The sequence below is a fragment of the Variovorax sp. Varisp46 genome, from assembly GCF_059491885.1.
In genome coordinates this window covers 3,025,252-3,042,258 of record NZ_CP168515.1, presented here as the reverse complement: position 1 = coordinate 3,042,258, position 17,007 = coordinate 3,025,252, and the positions used below count along the sequence as shown (strand labels likewise).

The 17,007-nt window shown below is 63.9% G+C and carries 19 protein-coding genes and 1 pseudogene; 10 read left to right on the top strand and 10 right to left on the bottom strand.

Features of this window, described 5'->3' with window-relative positions:
* Positions 1-95: 95 nt before the first annotated feature.
* The gene (gene bfr, locus ACEN9N_RS14385; protein ID WP_007830763.1) at positions 96-572 is read right to left on the bottom strand and encodes a bacterioferritin; all 477 of its coding nucleotides are present in this window, start codon (positions 570-572) and stop codon (positions 96-98) included.
* A gap of 262 nt (positions 573-834) precedes the next feature.
* Here bfr and ahpC point away from each other — a divergent pair, with 262 nt between their 5' ends.
* Positions 835-1,398 carry an alkyl hydroperoxide reductase subunit C gene (gene ahpC / locus ACEN9N_RS14380; protein ID WP_007830764.1) on the top strand — a complete coding sequence of 188 codons (564 nt, stop codon included), beginning with the start codon at positions 835-837 and terminating at the stop codon, positions 1,396-1,398.
* An 89-nt stretch (positions 1,399-1,487) separates the two neighbouring features.
* On the top strand, positions 1,488-3,059 hold the full coding sequence (gene ahpF / locus ACEN9N_RS14375) for an alkyl hydroperoxide reductase subunit F (protein WP_007830766.1): 1,572 nt from the start codon (positions 1,488-1,490) through the stop codon (positions 3,057-3,059).
* 59 nt (positions 3,060-3,118) lie between these two features.
* Here the strand turns inward: ahpF and ppsR are convergent, their stop codons facing one another.
* Positions 3,119-3,940 (bottom strand): posphoenolpyruvate synthetase regulatory kinase/phosphorylase PpsR, encoded by an 822-nt coding sequence (gene ppsR / locus ACEN9N_RS14370; protein ID WP_007830768.1) that lies wholly within the window; start codon positions 3,938-3,940, stop codon positions 3,119-3,121.
* A gap of 184 nt (positions 3,941-4,124) precedes the next feature.
* On the opposite strand from ppsR, the gene ppsA reads away from it, so the two are divergent.
* From ppsA to dnaB, 7 genes are all read left to right on the top strand, one after another.
* Positions 4,125-6,518: a phosphoenolpyruvate synthase gene (gene ppsA, locus ACEN9N_RS14365; protein WP_007830770.1), complete on the top strand. Its 2,394-nt coding sequence runs from the start codon at positions 4,125-4,127 to the stop codon at positions 6,516-6,518.
* A 164-nt stretch (positions 6,519-6,682) separates the two neighbouring features.
* Entirely contained in the window at positions 6,683-7,159 is a 477-nt protein-coding gene (locus tag ACEN9N_RS14360; protein ID WP_413314513.1) for a hypothetical protein, read from the top strand.
* Between the two features lie 114 nt (positions 7,160-7,273).
* Positions 7,274-7,648: a 30S ribosomal protein S6 gene (gene rpsF, locus ACEN9N_RS14355; protein WP_007830775.1), complete on the top strand. Its 375-nt coding sequence runs from the start codon at positions 7,274-7,276 to the stop codon at positions 7,646-7,648.
* A gap of 4 nt (positions 7,649-7,652) precedes the next feature.
* Positions 7,653-7,967 carry a primosomal replication protein N gene (gene priB, locus ACEN9N_RS14350; protein ID WP_007830777.1) on the top strand — a complete coding sequence of 105 codons (315 nt, stop codon included), beginning with the start codon at positions 7,653-7,655 and terminating at the stop codon, positions 7,965-7,967.
* Positions 7,968-7,988: 21 nt separating this feature from the next.
* Positions 7,989-8,270, top strand: a complete 282-nt coding sequence (rpsR, locus tag ACEN9N_RS14345) for a 30S ribosomal protein S18 (RefSeq protein WP_007830781.1) — start codon at positions 7,989-7,991, stop codon at positions 8,268-8,270.
* Between the two features lie 12 nt (positions 8,271-8,282).
* On the top strand, positions 8,283-8,735 hold the full coding sequence (gene rplI, locus ACEN9N_RS14340; protein WP_007830783.1) for a 50S ribosomal protein L9: 453 nt from the start codon (positions 8,283-8,285) through the stop codon (positions 8,733-8,735).
* A 171-nt stretch (positions 8,736-8,906) separates the two neighbouring features.
* Positions 8,907-10,313, top strand: coding sequence for a replicative DNA helicase (dnaB, locus tag ACEN9N_RS14335; protein WP_007830785.1), 1,407 nt, complete (start codon positions 8,907-8,909; stop codon positions 10,311-10,313).
* A 9-nt stretch (positions 10,314-10,322) separates the two neighbouring features.
* On the opposite strand, the gene ACEN9N_RS14330 is transcribed toward dnaB, so the two are convergent.
* From ACEN9N_RS14330 to ACEN9N_RS14295, 8 genes and pseudogenes are all read right to left on the bottom strand, one after another.
* A complete protein-coding gene (locus tag ACEN9N_RS14330; RefSeq protein ID WP_413314512.1) occupies positions 10,323-11,072 on the bottom strand; it encodes a helix-turn-helix transcriptional regulator in 750 nt (249 codons plus the stop codon).
* Positions 11,072-11,203, bottom strand: a complete 132-nt coding sequence (locus ACEN9N_RS14325) for a hypothetical protein (RefSeq protein ID WP_413314511.1) — start codon at positions 11,201-11,203, stop codon at positions 11,072-11,074. The genes ACEN9N_RS14330 and ACEN9N_RS14325 overlap by 1 nt, the downstream gene beginning before the upstream one ends.
* Positions 11,200-11,649: a GyrI-like domain-containing protein gene (locus ACEN9N_RS14320; RefSeq protein WP_495656342.1), complete on the bottom strand. Its 450-nt coding sequence runs from the start codon at positions 11,647-11,649 to the stop codon at positions 11,200-11,202. The genes ACEN9N_RS14325 and ACEN9N_RS14320 overlap by 4 nt, the downstream gene beginning before the upstream one ends.
* Before the next feature lie 11 nt (positions 11,650-11,660).
* A complete protein-coding gene (locus ACEN9N_RS14315) occupies positions 11,661-12,110 on the bottom strand; it encodes an EVE domain-containing protein (protein ID WP_413314508.1) in 450 nt (149 codons plus the stop codon).
* A 7-nt stretch (positions 12,111-12,117) separates the two neighbouring features.
* Positions 12,118-12,495, bottom strand: a complete 378-nt coding sequence (locus ACEN9N_RS14310; protein WP_413314507.1) for a VOC family protein — start codon at positions 12,493-12,495, stop codon at positions 12,118-12,120.
* A gap of 147 nt (positions 12,496-12,642) precedes the next feature.
* Positions 12,643-14,422, bottom strand: a pseudogene (locus ACEN9N_RS14305) (PhoH family protein).
* A 211-nt stretch (positions 14,423-14,633) separates the two neighbouring features.
* Complete coding sequence (locus ACEN9N_RS14300) at positions 14,634-15,110, bottom strand: peroxiredoxin (RefSeq protein ID WP_007830801.1); 477 nt, start codon at positions 15,108-15,110, stop codon at positions 14,634-14,636.
* A 149-nt stretch (positions 15,111-15,259) separates the two neighbouring features.
* A complete protein-coding gene (locus ACEN9N_RS14295) occupies positions 15,260-15,643 on the bottom strand; it encodes an Mth938-like domain-containing protein (RefSeq protein WP_056590750.1) in 384 nt (127 codons plus the stop codon).
* 121 nt (positions 15,644-15,764) lie between these two features.
* Between ACEN9N_RS14295 and ACEN9N_RS14290 the strand changes: the two genes are divergently transcribed.
* Positions 15,765-16,997 (top strand): pyridoxal phosphate-dependent aminotransferase, encoded by a 1,233-nt coding sequence (locus tag ACEN9N_RS14290; RefSeq protein WP_007830805.1) that lies wholly within the window; start codon positions 15,765-15,767, stop codon positions 16,995-16,997.
* The last annotated feature ends 10 nt before the right edge of the window (positions 16,998-17,007 follow it).

Below are 17,007 nucleotides of genomic sequence, written 5' to 3'. Positions count from 1 at the left end.
AATGAGAATGACTGCTATTCGTGATTGGTTAAGTTGCGTAAAGCAATAAAAAACGGGACCGAAGTCCCGTTGATCGGCAGGCGCGAAAGCCTCGCTTATTCGAGTTCGCCCATCTGCGATTGCAGGTAGTTCTGCACCCCGACCTTGTCGATCAGGTCGATCTGGGTTTCGAGGAAGTCGATGTGCTCTTCCGTGTCGTCCAGGATTTCCTGCAACAGGTCGCGCGAGACATAGTCGCGCACCGATTCGCAATGCGCGATGCCGTCCTTGATGGTCGCTTGCGCGCCGGTTTCGGCGCCGAGGTCGCAGCGCAGCAGTTCCGGCACGTCTTCGCCAATGTTCAGCTTGCCCAGGTCCTGCAGGTTCGGCAGGCCGTCGAGCATGAAGATGCGGTCCATCAGCTTGTCGGCATGCTTCATCTCGCCGATCGATTCCTCGTATTCCTTCTTCGCCAGCTTGTCCAGGCCCCAGTGCTTGAGCATGCGGTAGTGGAGGAAGTACTGGTTGATTGCAGTGAGCTCGTTCTTGAGCTGCGCCTGCAGATGTTCGATGACCTTGGGGTCGCCCTTCATGATCGTTTTCCTTGTTCTGAAAGAGGGGATTGTCCGGTTCCTCGGAGGGCCCGCGCAAGCATTCCCCTGCGCGGTCGGTCTGCATGCGTACGAGGGTGATAGGCGTTCGTATTCGGGCGGGCAACGAAGGCGAGGACACCTTTGTTTTTCATAGGCCGCACCGATGTTGTTGATAGCTCAATGCTATTAATGTGTCTTATTTGGTAGTTATACTCATGACTCGCACTTAATTTTGTCCACCCGAAGCATCCAAGGAATCACCATGTCCCTGATCAACACCCAAGTCCAACCCTTCAAGACCCAGGCCTACCTCAACGGCAAGTTCATCGATGTGTCCGACGAGACGCTCAAGGGCAAGTGGTCCGTGCTGATCTTCATGCCGGCGGCCTTCACCTTCAACTGCCCGACCGAAGTCGAAGACGCGGCCGACAACTACCCCGAGTTCCAGAAGCTGGGTGCCGAGGTCTACATCGTGACCACCGACACGCACTTCTCGCACAAGGTCTGGCACGACACGTCGCCGGCCGTCGGCAAGGCCAAGTTCCCGCTGGTGGGCGACCCGACCCACACGCTGACCAACGCTTTCGGCGTGCACATCCCCGAAGAAGGCCTGGCACTGCGCGGCACCTTCGTGATCAACCCCGAGGGCATCATCAAGACCGCCGAAGTGCACTCCAACGAAATCGCCCGCGACGTCAAGGAAACCCTGCGCAAGCTCAAGGCAGCGGTCTACACCGCCGCCCACCCGAACGAAGTCTGCCCGGCCAAGTGGAATGAAGGCGACAAGACCATCGCACCGTCGTTCGACCTCGTCGGCAAGATCTAAGCGCCCCGCGCGAAAGCCCGGGCGCTCACGAGGCCCCGGGCTTTTTCGTCCCCAGTTGATAGTTTTCAGTTATCGAAAGAGAGTCCCTCATGCTCGACGCCAGCACCAAAGCCCAATTGAAGAGTTACCTCGAACGCGCCACGCAGCCGATCGAGATCGTTGCCTCGCTCGACGACGGCAAGGCCTCGGGCGAGATGCTGTCGCTGCTGAAGGACGTCGCCGAAGCCTCGCCCCTGGTCAAGCTGACCGAAAGCCGAGACGACAACCACCGCAAGCCCTCGTTCTCGGTCAATCGCCCGAGCGAAAACCACGGCCCGCGTTTTGCCGGCCTGCCGATGGGCCATGAATTCACTTCGCTGATCCTTGCCTTGCTGCAGATCGGCGGCTATCCCCCAAAGGTCGAGCAGGCAGTGCTCGACCAGATCAAGGCGCTCGACGGCGATTTCGAGTTCGAGATCTACGTCTCGCTCACCTGCCACAACTGCCCCGACGTGGTCCAGGCGCTGAACCTGATGGCAGTGCAGAACCCGCGCATCCGCACCACCATGATCGAAGGCGGCACCTTCCAGGACGAAGTGAAGGAACGGCAGGTGATGGCCGTGCCGACCGTGTTCCTCAACGGCACCGAGTTCGGCCAGGGCCGCATGAGCCTGGAGGAAATCCTCGCCAAGATCGATACCAGCGGCGTCGAGCGCGAAGCGAAGAAGATTGCCGCCAAGGATCCGTTCGACGTGCTGATCGTCGGCGGCGGTCCTGCCGGCGCCGCCGCGGCTGTGTACGCGGCGCGCAAGGGCATCCGCACCGGCGTGGCCTCGGAGCGCTTCGGCGGCCAGGTGCTAGACACGCTGGGCATCGAGAACTTCATCTCGATCAAGGAAACCGAAGGACCGAAGTTCGCGCATGCGCTCGAGGAACATGTGCGCGACTACGATGTCGACATCATGAATCTGCAGCGTGCCAAGGCGCTGGTGCCCGGCAACGGCCTGATCGAAGTGCAGCTCGAAAGCGGCGCCTCGCTCAAGAGCAAGTCGGTCATCATCTCGACCGGCGCGCGCTGGCGCAACATCAACGTGCCCGGCGAGCACGAGTTCAAGAACAAGGGCGTGGCCTATTGCCCCCACTGCGACGGCCCGCTGTTCAAGGGCAAGCGCGTCGCGGTGATCGGCGGCGGCAACTCGGGCGTCGAAGCGGCGATCGACCTGGCCGGCATCGTGGGCCACGTCACGCTGATCGAGTTCGACACGGCCCTGCGCGCCGACGCCGTGCTGCAGCGCAAGCTCCAGAGCCTGAAGAACGTCGACATCTTCACCAACGCGCAGACCACCGAGATCACCGGCGACCAGAAGGTCAACGGCCTGGTCTACAAGGATCGTGCGACGGGCGAGCTGAAGAAGGTCGAGCTTGAAGGCGTGTTCATCCAGATCGGCCTCGTGCCCAATACCGACTGGCTCAAGGGCACGGTCGAGTTGTCGAAGCACGGCGAGATCCTCGTCGACGCGCGCGGCCAGACCTCGGTGCCCGGCGTGTTCGCGGCAGGCGATGTGACGACCGTGCCGTTCAAGCAGATCATCATCGCGGCCGGCGACGGCGCGAAGGCGGCGCTCGGTGCGTTCGACCACCTGATCCGCACTTCGGCGCCCGCCGCGCCGGCGGCTGCCTGACCGGCTGCCCGATGCAAGAAGGGGGCATCGCAAGTCGATGGCCCCTTTTCTTTGAAGTCTCAGTAGTTCAGCCGCTCCGGCCGCAGTTCCTGCAGGATCGTCGTCGCGATCTCCTCGATCGACTTGGTGGTGGTCGACAGCCAGCGGATGCCGGCGCGTCGCATCATCGCCTCAGCCTCGCTCACCTCGTGGCGGCAGTTCTCGAGGCTGGCATAGCGCGAATCGGGGCGCCGCTCGTTGCGGATCTCGCTGAGGCGCTCGGGCTGGATCGTCAGGCCGAAGATTTTCTTGCGGTGCGGCATCAGGGCCGGTGGCAGCTGGCGGCGGTCGAAATCCTCCGGAATCAGCGGGTAGTTGGCGGCCTTGAGGCCGTGCTGCATCGCCAGGTAGAGCGAGGTGGGCGTCTTGCCGCTGCGGCTCACGCCAACCAGGATCACGTCGGCGCCCTGCAGGTCGCGGTTGCTCTGGCCATCGTCGTGCGCCAGGCTGAAGTCGATGGCCGCGATGCGGGCGTTGTATTCCTTGCTCTTGCTGACGTCGCTGAAGCGGCCGATGCGGTGGTTCGACTTCACGGCCAGTTCGATTTCCAGGGGCCGCACGAAGGTGCCGAACATGTCGAGCAGCATGCCCTTGCAGCCGGTTTCGATCACTTCCAGCACGTCCATGTTGGCCAGCGTGGTGAAGACGATGGGGCGGACACCCTCGATTTCGGCGGTGTGATTGATCTGCCGCACCGCCTGGTGTGCCTTGTCGACCGTGTCGGTGAAAGGCAGCCGGACATGGCGCGGTTTCATCTCGAACTGGGCCAGAACGGCGTTGCCGAAGGTCTCGGCGGTGATGCCGGTGCCGTCGGAAATGAAGAAAACAGTGCGTGTATGCATGGTCTTGCGGCCTTGTCCTGCGGCGCGCGCGACCTTGCCACGCCTACAATCCGGGCCATTATCGGGAATCCGCTTTCCCAACCCCAATTCTTTCCATGCACACCGCGCCCGCACCCAAAGCAACGACAACGATCGTGCCGCGCCGTCTGCATGCGGCACCGGTTTCAACTTCTGGAGCTTTCCCATGTCTGCACTTTTCGACGCGACCGCCCTGGTCGTACCGTTTGAAAACCTGAGAATGACCGACGTCGAGGCGGTTGGCGGCAAGAACGCCAGCCTCGGCGAAATGATCTCGCAGCTGCCGCAGGGCGTGCGGGTGCCGACCGGTTTCGCGACCACGGCCCACGCATTCCGACAGTTCCTGGCCCACGACGGCCTGGCCGACAAGATCAGCAAGCGCCTCGCCGCGCTCGACACCGAAGACGTGCGCGCGCTGGCCGCCGCCGGCGCCGAGATTCGCGCCATGGTCGAGGCCCAGCCTTTCCCGGCCGACCTGCAAAAAGCCATCGGCGAGGCCTTCGCCACGCTGAGCGCCGGTAACCCCGCCGCCTCATTTGCCGTGCGTTCCTCGGCCACCGCCGAAGACCTGCCCGACGCCTCGTTCGCCGGCCAGCAAGAGACCTTCCTGAACGTCGTCGGCATCGACGACGTACTGCACAAGATGAAGGAGGTGTTCGCCTCCCTCTACAACGATCGCGCCATCAGCTACCGCGTGCACAAGGGCTTCGAGCACGACGTGGTCGCGCTGTCGGCCGGCGTGCAGCGCATGGTGCGTTCCGACCTCGGCGCCGCCGGCGTGATGTTCACCATCGACACCGAATCGGGCTTCGAAGACGTGGTGTTCATCACCTCCAGCTACGGCCTCGGCGAAACGGTGGTGCAGGGCGCCGTGAATCCTGACGAGTTCTACGTCCACAAGCCGACCCTCAAGGCCGGCAAGAAGGCCGTGATCCGCCGCAACCTCGGCTCCAAGCTGATCCAGATGGAATTCGCCACGCCTGAAGAGAAAAAGGCGAGCGGCAAGCTGGTGAAGACCACCGACGTCAAGGCGGAGCAGCGCAACCGCTATTCGCTGAGCGACGCCGACGTCGAGCAGCTCGCCAGGTACGCGCTGGTCATCGAAGAACACTATGGCCGTCCGATGGACATCGAGTGGGGGAAGGACGGCACCGACGGCCAGCTCTACATCCTGCAGGCCCGCCCCGAGACGGTGAAGAGCCAGCAGCAAGGCAAGGCCGAGCAGCGCTACAAGCTGCTGGGCAAGGGTGCCGTGCTGGCCGAAGGCCGTGCCATCGGCCAGAAGATCGGCACCGGCCCCGTGAGGCTCGTGCACAGCATCAGCGAAATGGACAAGGTACAGGCCGGCGACGTGCTCGTCACCGACATGACCGATCCCAACTGGGAGCCGGTGATGAAGCGCGCCGCCGCCATCGTCACCAACCGTGGCGGGCGCACCTGCCACGCGGCCATCATCGCGCGCGAACTGGGCATTCCGGCCGTGGTCGGCTGCGGCGACGCGACCGATCTGCTGAAGGACGGCACGCTGGTGACCGTGAGCTGCGCCGAGGGTGACACCGGCTTCATCTACGACGGCCTGCTCGAGACCGAAGTGACCGAAGTGCAGCGCGGCGTGATGCCCGAGATCGACCTCAAGATCATGATGAACGTGGGCAACCCGCAGCTCGCCTTCGACTTCGCGCAGTTGCCGAACCACGGCGTGGGCCTGGCCCGCCTGGAGTTCATCATCAACAACAATATCGGCGTGCATCCGAAGGCAATCCTCGACTATCCGAACGTCGACAACGACCTGAAGAAGGCCGTCGAGTCGGTGGCGCGCGGCCACGCCTCGCCGCGCGCGTTCTACGTCGACAAGGTGGCCGAAGGCATCGCGACCATCGCGGCCGCGTTCTGGCCAAAGCCCGTCATCGTGCGCCTGTCCGACTTCAAGTCGAACGAGTACCGCAAGCTGATCGGCGGCAGCCGCTACGAGCCGGAAGAAGAAAACCCGATGCTGGGCTTCCGCGGCGCCGCGCGCTACCTGAGCGCCGATTTCGGCGAAGCCTTCGCGATGGAATGCGAAGCGCTCAAGCGCGTGCGCAACGACATGGGCCTGACCAACGTTCAGATCATGGTGCCCTTCGTGCGCACGCTGGGCCAGGCCGAGCGCGTGACCGGCCTGCTCGCCGAGCACGGCCTGAAGCGCGGCGAGAACGAACTCAAGCTGATCATGATGTGCGAGGTGCCGAGCAATGCCATCCTGGCGGATGAGTTTCTGCAGTACTTCGACGGCTTTTCGATCGGCTCGAACGACCTGACCCAGCTCACGCTGGGCCTGGACCGCGACTCGGGCCTCGAACTTCTGGCCGCCGACTTCGACGAGCGCGACCCGGCCGTCAAGGCGATGCTGAGCCGTGCCATCAAGGCCTGCAAGGATCAGGGCAAGTACGTCGGTATCTGCGGCCAGGGCCCCAGCGACCATCCGGACTTCGCACTGTGGCTGGCGGAGCAGGGGATCGAATCGATCTCGCTGAATCCCGACAGTGTGATCGACACCTGGCAGCAGCTCGCCAAGCGCTGACCCGCAAAAGGCATTGGGCCATGTGCCCGCCGCGCGACAGACTGCGGGAATCCCCACAGGGGGATTTCCCGCGTCTGCTTGGTGTCATTGAAACAAGATGCGTTTCCGATGTCAGACTTGCGGCTTAACGGGGCGCATCCCGGCAGCTCGCGGGGGACACCATCATGATTCTTGTAAAGACAGACGCCGGCCAGCAGGTTCTCAAGGATCGCTCGGTGCCGCTCACGCCGCGCCAGCGATCGGCGTTCATCCTGTTCGACGGCAAGCGCTCGGTGGATGACGTGATCGCCGCCGGCATGGGCATCACCGCGGAGGACATCAACCAGATGATGGAACTGGGCGTGCTGGCGCCGGTGGGCGGCAAGCCTGCGGCGACGCCGGCCGGGGAGGCCGCGGCCCCCGAAGTTCCGAAGCCGGCTGCGGATGCTGCTGGCTCCGGGCGCAGCAAGCAGCAGCGGTACAAGGACGCCTATCCGATCGCCACGCAACTCACCGGCAGCCTGGGCCTGATGGGTTTCCGGCTCAACCTGCAGGTCGAGGGCACCACCAGCTACGAGGACCTCGTGGCGCTGGCGCCGAAGATCCGAGCCGCCGTCGGCCCTGAGAAGGCCGCGGCGCTCGACAAGGCCCTCAACGACTGAATTCTTGCCGGGATGGCCGATACAGGGCTATAATCGCCGGCTTTGCCTTGCCACACTGCGCCCGACGCTGCAGGTGGCTTTTCCTCTTCTTCGGAAGAATCCACAAGGAGTGCCATGCGTCACTACGAAATCATTTTGCTGATCCACCCGGATCAGAGCGAACAAGTTCCGGCCATGCTGGAGCGTTACAAGGGCCTGATCACGGCCGGCGGCGGCAAGGTCCACCGCGTTGAAGACTGGGGCCGCCGTCAGCTGGCCTACCAGATCAATAAGCTCAACAAGGCTCACTACCTGTGCGTCAACATCGAAGCTGAACAAGCCGTGATGGGCGAACTGGAACACGCGTTCAAGTTCAACGATGCCGTGCTGCGTCACCTCACCGTCCAGAAGAAGAAGGCTGAAACCGGTCCTTCGTCGATGATGAAGACGGTCGAGCGCGAAGAAGCCCGCAAGGCCCAGCAGGCCGAATACGCCGCCAACAACAACTGATGGCGTGACTGCTGCCGCTACGGCAACCGGGGTCAACCAGCTTCTGCTGACCGCCTCCGTTGCCGAACTCGGAGCCCTGCGATACACGCCAGCCGGCTTGCCCGCCATCGATCTGAAGCTCGAACACGAGTCGACGCTCCAGGAGGCAGGCAAACCCAGGCAGGTGAAGACGGCCCTCAAGGCCGTTGCCTTCGGCGCCATCGCCGAACGGCTCGCAAGACAGTCGATGGGAAGTCTCTGGCGTTTTCAGGGCTTCCTGGCGACACCGGGCAACGGCAAGCATCCGGTCCTGCATATCCAGGATTTTCAGCAAGATTAATTTTCGACAAGAGGTCCCCAAATGGCCACGTTCAAGAAATTCAACAAAGACAAGCGCCCGAAGCGCAACACCCAGTCGCTGCTGTTCAAGCGCAAGCGCTTCTGCCGCTTCACCGTCGCTGGCGTCGAAGAAATCGACTACAAGGACATCGACACGCTGCGTGACTTCATCAGCGAAAACGGCAAGATCATCCCCGCACGCCTGACCGGCACGCGCGCGATCTACCAACGCCAGCTGAACACCGCCATCAAGCGCGCGCGCTTCCTGGCCATGGTGCCGTACAGCGACCAGCACCGCGTCTAAGGAGCCGAGACCATGCAAATCATTCTTCTGGACAAGGTTCTCAACGTCGGCGGCCTGGGCGATATCGTCAAGGTCAAGGACGGCTATGCACGCAACTTCCTGATCCCGACGGGCCGCGCCCGCCGTGCTACCGCCGCCAACAAGGCTGAATTCGAAGCCAAGCGCGTCGAACTCGAAAAGGCTGCGGCTGCCAAGCTGGCCGAATCGCAAGCCCAAGGCGAAAAGCTCGGTGGCACGACCGTCAAGCTGACGCAAAAGGCTGGCGTCGACGGCCGTCTGTTCGGCTCGGTCACCAACGGCGACATCGCCGAAGAACTGGGCAAGCAAGGCTACAAGGTCGCCAAGTCGCAAGTGCGCCTGCCCAATGGCCCGATCAAGGTTGTTGGCGACAGCACCGTGAGCGTTGCGCTGCACACCGACGTGGTGGTCGACATCACCGTGACGGTCTACGGCGAAACCGCCTGATCGTCCACGGCGCCTCAGTGCGCTGCAGCAAAAGCCGCCTTCGGGCGGCTTTTCTTTTTCTGCGCTCGGGTTATCCAGTCGATTGCACTGGAAGATCACTGTTTATTCACAACCTTGTCCACACGCGCATCCGCGTGCGCGGCTTAGCATGCAGGGTTGCAAGGGAAGTCCATGTCCGCCGTTTTCTCCTATGCCGACAATGACCCGTCGGCCGATCGCCAAGTCGCTCAACTGCGCATTCCGCCTCACTCCATCGAGGCCGAATCGAGCGTGCTCGGCGGCCTGCTGCTCGACAACGGCGCCTGGGACCGAATGGGCGACCTGCTGGTCGACGGCGACTTCTATCGCCACGAGCACAAGCTGATCTATGCCGCCATCGGTGGGCTGATCAATGCCAGCAAGCCGGCCGATGTGATCACGGTCTACGAGCAACTGCAGAACCTCGGCAAGGCCGACGAGATCGGCGGGCTGGTGTATTTGAACTCGCTCGCGCAGTACGTGCCCAGCGCGAGCAACATCCGCCGCTATGCAGAAATCGTGCGCGAGCGCTCGATCCTGCGCAAACTTGTCACCGCCAGCGACGAGATTGCGACCAACGCTTTCAACCCGCAGGGCAAGGCGGTCGACAAGATCCTCGACGAGGCCGAGCAGAAGATCTTCAACATCGGCGAAGAAGGCACGCGGATGAAGCAGGGCTTCCAGAGCATGGATTCCCTGGTGGTCGAGCTGCTCGACCGCGTGACCGAAATGGCCGAGAACCCGAACGACATCACGGGCATTCGCACCGGCTTCCACGACTTCGACAAGATGACCTCCGGCCTGCAGCCGGGCGACATGATCGTGCTGGCTGCGCGTCCATCGATGGGCAAGACCTCGCTCGCGATCAACATCGCCGAGCACGTGGCGCTCGAGGAGGGTCTGCCGGTGGCGGTGTTCTCGATGGAAATGGGTGCCTCGCAGCTCGCGGTGCGTATCGTCGGCTCCATCGGGCGCATCGACCAGGGTCACCTGCGCACCGGCAAGCTCAGCGACGAGGAATGGCCGCGCCTCACCGAAGCCATCGAGAAGCTTCGCACCGTGTCGCTGCACATCGACGAAACGCCGGGCCTGTCGACCAGCGAACTGCGTGCCAACGCGCGCCGGCTTGCGCGCCAGTACGGGCGCCTTGGCCTGATCGTGGTCGACTACCTGCAGTTGATGTCGACCAGCAGCTCGGGCGACGAGAACCGCGCCACGGCCGTGGGCGAAATCTCGCGCGGCCTGAAGATGCTGGCCAAGGAACTCAAGTGCCCGGTGATCGCGCTGTCGCAGCTCAGCCGAGGCGTGGAAAGCCGCACCGACAAGCGCCCCATGATGAGCGACCTGCGCGAATCCGGCGCCATCGAGCAGGACGCGGACATCATCATGTTCATCTACCGCGACGACTACTACAACAAGGAGTCGAAGGAGCCGGGTGTGGCCGAGGTGATCATCAGCAAGCACCGCAACGGCCCGACCGGCACCGTCAAACTGGCCTTCCTGAAGCCGATCACCAAGTTCGAGAACCTCGTGGGCTACAGCAACAACGACCAGTATTGACGCAGCGCGTCAGCCAACGTTGCCGCCAGGCCGGGGCAGCGAGGCCGGCGGCTTCTGCTCTATCGTCTTGCCGTGCGCCGTCTCGGCCTTCACCTGGCGCAGCAGGTCGGCCAGCGTCTTGCCGGGTTCGTCGCGAAAGCGCTCGGGCAGCATTTCGATCGTGTCCATGCGGTCCAGGCGAAAGCCGCGGAAGTCGTTGCGCAGCTCGCACCAGGTCGAGAGCGTCCAGACCTTGCCCCAATAGAAGCAGCCGAGCGGCCGAACCGTGCGTTCGCTCGCATCGCCCGACACATCGTGGTAGCTCAATCGCAACTTGTTGTGCGACTGCACCGCCTCGCGCAACGTCTGCAGCCGCGTGCGCAGCGTGTCGTCCAGGCCCATCGCAGGGGCATAGAGTGCCAGCGCCTCGGCCGAGACGCGTGCCGCCGGTGGCAGCACCGACAGGATCTTGCCCAGCCCGCTCTCGATGTCGCGCGCCAGCGCCGGATCGACCCAGCTCTGCGCGAGCCGCGCCGCGGCCATCAGTGCCGAGGCTTCGTCCTGCGTGAACATCAGCGGCGGCAGTTCGAAGCCCGCGCCCAGCCGATAACCCACGCCGGCCTCGCCCTCTATGGGCACGCCTTGGTGCTGCAGGTCGGCCACGTCGCGGTACACCGTGCGCTCCGACACCTCGAGGCGCTGCGCCAGGAACGCAGCCGTGGTGAGCCGGCGTCCGCGGATGAGCTGCACGAGTTGGAAGAGGCGGTCGGCGCGGCGCATCAGCGGGTTTCGGTGAGCTTTTTCGCGAAGCCTTCGACGAAGCAGCGCTTGCCGCGCTGTACGGCCGCCCCGACGTTCAGCAGATGAAGGCGGCCGGCCAGCCGGGTGCGCCGGTTTTTCCTGATGCTCATGAAACTCCGATGTGGACCGCCACCCTGTCTGGCCCTTCGTAGGCTTCGAAATCGCTGCGGTAGCTGCGCGCGATTTCCGGGTGAGCCTCGAAATACTGCCAGATGCGCTGCCAGGTGGCGATGATCATCTGCGGCATCTTGCCCTGGCCGGTGAACACGAGGTAGTCGCCGGCCTCGATGGCAAGGCTGCCTTCGCCGCCCCAGACGGCGACGCCCGTCGTCACGTCGAAGGCGTCGCGGGCGTCCGACTCGTAGGCCGAATAGACGCCGAAGAGGCGGACGTCAGCGGTGCGGTGCGGCGTCGACTCGTATGTCTGTTCGCCGAAGAACCGATCCCACAGTGCGCCGATGCGGGCCGTTGCGGGATCGTTCTCTTCATGGTTGGTAGTGCGGGCGGTGAGGCCCGCGACGCGGAAGGCGTCCAGGTGTTGGCGGATGGGTTCCATGGGGCTTGTTCTCAAAGTGCCAGCGTCTTCGGATCGGCCTTCATGGCCCGGGCGATCAGCTTCATGTCGGCATCGGTGACGTCGAACATGCCAAAGCGAAACTTGTAGCCCCATTGCCTGGGGCTCTCGATGAAGGCCAGGCGCTCGATCAATGGCGCGATCGGCGCCTCCTGCCCGGCCGTGTAGGCCACGTCGCGGCGCCACGGCACGAAGCCGTCGCCCATGTCGAACTCGTAAGGTTCGCCGGGCTGCACGACGCCGATCGACACGAAGCTCTGCAGCTTGTCCGTGCCGCCGAACACTGTGGCCGGCGAGTAGTAGACAACGCGGTCGCCCGCCGCAACCCGCTTGAGCGGCGCATGCTTGCCATGGCCGACCTGCATGAAGCCGAGCGGCCGGTGGTCGCGGCCGCGCCGTGCATGCTCGGCGCTGGCCACGGCGATCCAGTTGCGTTGCGTCATGGCGGAATCACTCCAGGGAGTGCAGGCCGACTTCGTTGCCTTCGGTGTCGCGCAGGTGGGCGATGAAGCCCATGCCAGGCGGCAAAGCGGACTTGGGCGCCACGATCTGGCCGCCGGCCGCCTCGACCCGCGCGAGCACGGCGTCGATGCTGGGCATGCAGTCGAGGTAGATGCGGATGCCTGTGCCGGCGCGCGCGCTTGCGTTGGCGCCGGCCTGCAGGGCGCCGCCGGTGGCGGGATCGTCGTAGGGGAACACGGCCAATGTCTGGCCGCCGAAGTTCTCGCGGCGCAGCTTGCGGGCCAGCACGGTTTCGTAGAAGGTTTGCGCACGGTCCATGTCGACGACGGGGATCTCGAACCAGCTGATGGCGTTCTGCTTGTACATGGGTGTTCTTTCGTGTGGTTGAAGGAGCCCCGATGGTGCGGACCGGCTCCTGACAGCGTCTTGTCAGTAGGCTGTCATCGCAGGCGAAAAAATGCCCGCGATGCCCCTGGGGGCACACGCGGGCTCTTGTCGGCCAGGAGTCGCGGCTTAGAGCACGTCGCTCGCGAAATCCGCCAGCCGCGAGCGTTCGCCGCGCGCCAGCGTGATGTGCCCGCCGTGCGGCCAGCCCTTGAACTTGTCGACTGCGAAGGTGAGGCCCGAGGAGCCTTCCGTGAGGTACGGCGTGTCGATCTGAGCGAGATTGCCCATGCAGATGATCTTGGTGCCTGGGCCGGCACGGGTGATCAGCGTTTTCATCTGCTTGGGCGTGAGGTTCTGCGCCTCGTCGATGATCACGTACTTGTTGAGGAAGGTGCGCCCGCGCATGAAGTTCATGCTCTTGACCTTGATGCGGCTGCGGATCAGCTCGTTGGTGGCCGCGCGGCCCCACTCGCCGGCGCCGCCGCCGTCGCCCTTGGCCAGGAACTCGAGGTTGTCGTCGAGCGCCCCCATCCAGGGGCCCATCTTTTCTTCTTCGGTGCCGGGCAGGAAGCCGATGTCTTCACCCACGCTCACGGTGGCACGGGTCATGATGATCTCGGTGTAGCGGCGGTCGTCGAGCACCTGCGTGAGGCCGGAGGCCAGCGCCATCAGGGTCTTGCCGGTGCCGGCGGTGCCGGTCAGCGTGACGAAGTCGATCTCCGGGTCCATCAGCAGGTTCATCGCGAAGTTCTGCTCGCGGTTGCGCGTGTTCACGCCCCAGACCGCGTTCTTGCCCGAGCTGTAGTCCTTCAGCGTCTTGAGTACCGCGGTCTTGTCGCGGATCTCGGTGACGCGCGCGTACATGCTCGGCTCGCCCGGTGCCTCGAAGAAGACAAACTGGTTGATGTACAGGTTGGGCACCAGCGGACCGCTGATCCTGTAGAAGGTGTTGCTGCCGCTCTGCCAGCTTTCGACCGTCTTGCTCTGGCGGGTCCAGAAGTCGGGCGGCAGCGCCAGCGAGCCGGCGTACAGCAGGTCGCCGTCTTCCAGCGTCTTGTCGTTCTGGTAGTCGTCGGCGGCCAGGCCCAGCGCACGCGCCTTGACGCGCATGTTGATGTCCTTCGACACCAGCACCACTTCCTGCTTCGGCTTGCCCGGCCGGTCCTTGGCGTACTCGTCGCGCAGCGCGTGCACCACACCGAGGATCTGGTTGTCGGCCTTGCCTTGGGGCAGGCTGATCGGCAGCGAGTAGTCGAGCGGAGCGGTCTGGAAGAACAGCCGGCCGCCGGCTTCGCGGTGGCCAGTGGTGTCGAGCTTCAGGCCCTTGTCGATGTCGGCATCCTGGGCGCCAGCGAGCGCGTCGAGCGTGCGGCTGGTCTGGCGGCCGTTGCGCGCGACTTCGGTGGTGCCTTTCTTGTGGCCGTCCAGCTCTTCCAGCACGATCATCGGCAGGAAGATGTCGTGCTCCTCGAAGCGGAACAGGCACATCGGGTCATGCAGCAGCACGTTCGTGTCGAGCACGAACAGCTTGGCGGGGCCGGTGGACTTGCTGCGTTTGGGCCGTGCCGGTGCCTGTGCCTGTGGCGCCGGGGCGGGGGCAGGGGGCGGCGACGACCGGTGCCTTCGTCTCGACCTGGATGAGGGCTTGCGGCTGGGGCGCGCTCACGGGTACGGTCGCCGGTTTCGACTTGGCCCGGCGTGCCGGGCGCACAGTGTCGCCGCCGCCGGCACTGTCGGTGCCGAGGCTGTCGAACAGTTCCAGCGGCTGCGGGCTGCGCGCCGTGGTCTCGTCAGCGCGCGAATCGCCGGAACGGCGCGAACCCCTGTGCGAGGACCGGGCGGGTGCGTCGATCGCGTCCGGCGAGAGCAATGCAGCGCGTTTCGTGGGGGCGGGAGGCAATGGCATGTGTCAGATCGCTCGCAGAAAGTGGGAACCAGAAAACAAAAAAGCCGCCTGAAGACCAAGGCGGCTTTGTTCGGGGGATGCGGTCGTGGAGCTCAACGGCATGAGCCCATTATGCACACCGCGGATGACGCGCCGGAGGCACTTTACGCACTGCGTTGGGCATTTCCCACGCAAGAGCGGAAAAGCGCACGGCCGGCTCGCCGGGAGGCGGTCAGGCGGCCTTCTTGAGTGCCTTGACGGCCTTGAGCACGTCGTCGACATGGCCGGGAACCTTGAGCCCGCGCCATTCGGCCTTCAGGATGCCGTCGGCGCCGATCAGGAAGGTGCTGCGTTCGATGCCCTTGACCTTCTTGCCGTACATGATCTTGTTCTTGACCACGCCGAACATGTGGCACATTTTTTCTTCGGTGTCGGCGATGAGTTCGAAGGGCAGCTCGAGCTTGGCCTTGAACTCGTCGTGCGACTTCATGTTGTCGCGGGATACGCCGAACACCGTGGCGCCGGCCTTTTCGAAGTCCTTGTAGCGGTCGCGGAACTGCATGGCTTCGGTAGTGCAACCCGGAGTGTTATCTTTCGGGTAAAAATACATGACCAGCACATGGCCGAGATGCGAGGTATTCGAGACCTTGAGGCCGCCCGTGGCGTTGGCGTCGAATTCAGGAATGGGTTTGTTGACAACGATCGCCATGAAACTTGTTTTCTCCGTTAGATTCCGTTCCTGAGCCCTCTCGCCCCGTTTCGGACGGGACTTGCTCAAGGAATGGAGGATTGGTCGTTGCTAACTTAGGGGTAGCTGGCCTGTTCGCAACCCGGTATTTTACCCCGAAAACACCTCTCTCAGCCACGCGGCGGGCTCTCGACCAGCAGGGCGGCGATCACGTGCCGGCCTTCTCCAGCCAGGATGTTGTAGGTTCGGCAGGCTGCAGCGGTGTCCATGGTCTCGACACCGGTGCGTTGCGCCATCAGGGGTTTCAGCCAGCCGGGTTGGGGAAAGCGGATGCGGTTTCCGCTGCCGAAAATGATCAATTCCGCGCCCAGGGAGGCCAGTTGCTCGAAATGTTCGGCGCCGAGCTGGTCGAAGCTCGAGCAATTCCATTCGAAGCGCTCGCCGCGCGAGCCCACTACCACGCTGCCTTCGACTTTTTCGTTGTTGATCGCCACCCAGCCGGGGCCGTGCGCGGTAAGGGACTGGGCGTCGGATTTGTCGGGCTGGAGCTTCATCTGGGCACTGGGAACTGTGGTCAAATTATAGGTTTTCCCTAGTGCCACGGGGCTCGCAAGGGCCTTTGCCTTCGAGTAAGCACCCCGTCAACCCGTTAATTTCCGCGCCCGGGAGGGCCCTTTGAAGCAGCTCAAGAAATCGGCCAAGCTGGCCAACGTTCTCTATGACATCCGCGGTCCCATCATGGATGCCGCCAAGCAGATGGAAGAGGACGGCCAGAAGATCATCAAGCTCAACATCGGCAACCTCGCCGTGTTCGGTTTCGATGCTCCCGAGGAAATCCAGCAGGACATGATCCGCAACCTGCCCACCTCGGCCGGCTATTCGGACAGCAAGGGCGTCTTCGCGGCACGCAAGGCGGTGATGCACGAGACGCAGAAGCAGGGCATCGCGGGCGTCACGCTCGACGACATCTACCTCGGCAACGGCGCCAGCGAGCTGATCGCCATGTCCACCAATGCGCTGCTCAACGACGGCGACGAACTGCTGCTGCCGGCCCCCGACTACCCGCTGTGGACCGCCTCCACGAGCCTGTCGGGCGGCACGCCGGTGCACTACCTGTGCGACGAGGCCAACGGCTGGATGCCGAATCTCGACGACATCCGCGCCAAGATCACGCCGCGCACCAAGGGCATCGTGGTCATCAACCCGAACAACCCGACCGGTGCGCTGTATTCCGACGAACTGCTCAAGAGCATCGTGGCCATCGCGCGCGAGCACGGCCTCGTGATCTTCGCCGACGAGGTCTACGACAAGGTCCTGTACGACGGCGTGAAGCACACCGCCATCGCCAGCCTGTCGAGCGACGTGCTCACGCTCACCTTCAATTCGCTCTCCAAGAGCTACCGCTCGTGCGGCTACCGCGCCGGCTGGCTCGTGGTGTCGGGCGACAAGCGCAGCGCGCAGGACTACATCGAGGGCCTGAACATGCTCTCGAACATGCGCCTGTGCGCCAACGTGCCCGGCCAGTGGGCCATCCAGACGGCGCTCGGCGGCTACCAGAGCATCAACGACCTCGTGTGCGAGGGCGGCCGGCTGCGCCGCCAGCGCGACCTGGCCTACGAACTCATCACCGCCATTCCGGGCGTGAGCTGTGTCAAGCCGAGCGCCGCGCTCTACATGTTCCCCAAGCTCGATCCCGAGGTCTATCCGATCGAGGATGATCGCCAGTTCTTCCTCGAGCTGCTGAAGGAAACCCGCGTGATGCTGGTGCAGGGCACCGGCTTCAACTGGGCCACGCCGGATCACTTCCGCATCGTGTTCCTGCCCCATGAAGACGACCTGCGCGAGGCCATCAACCGCATCGCGAGGTTCCTGGAGCAGTACCGCCTGCGCCGCCAGTCGCGGCCATGAAGCCTGCCTG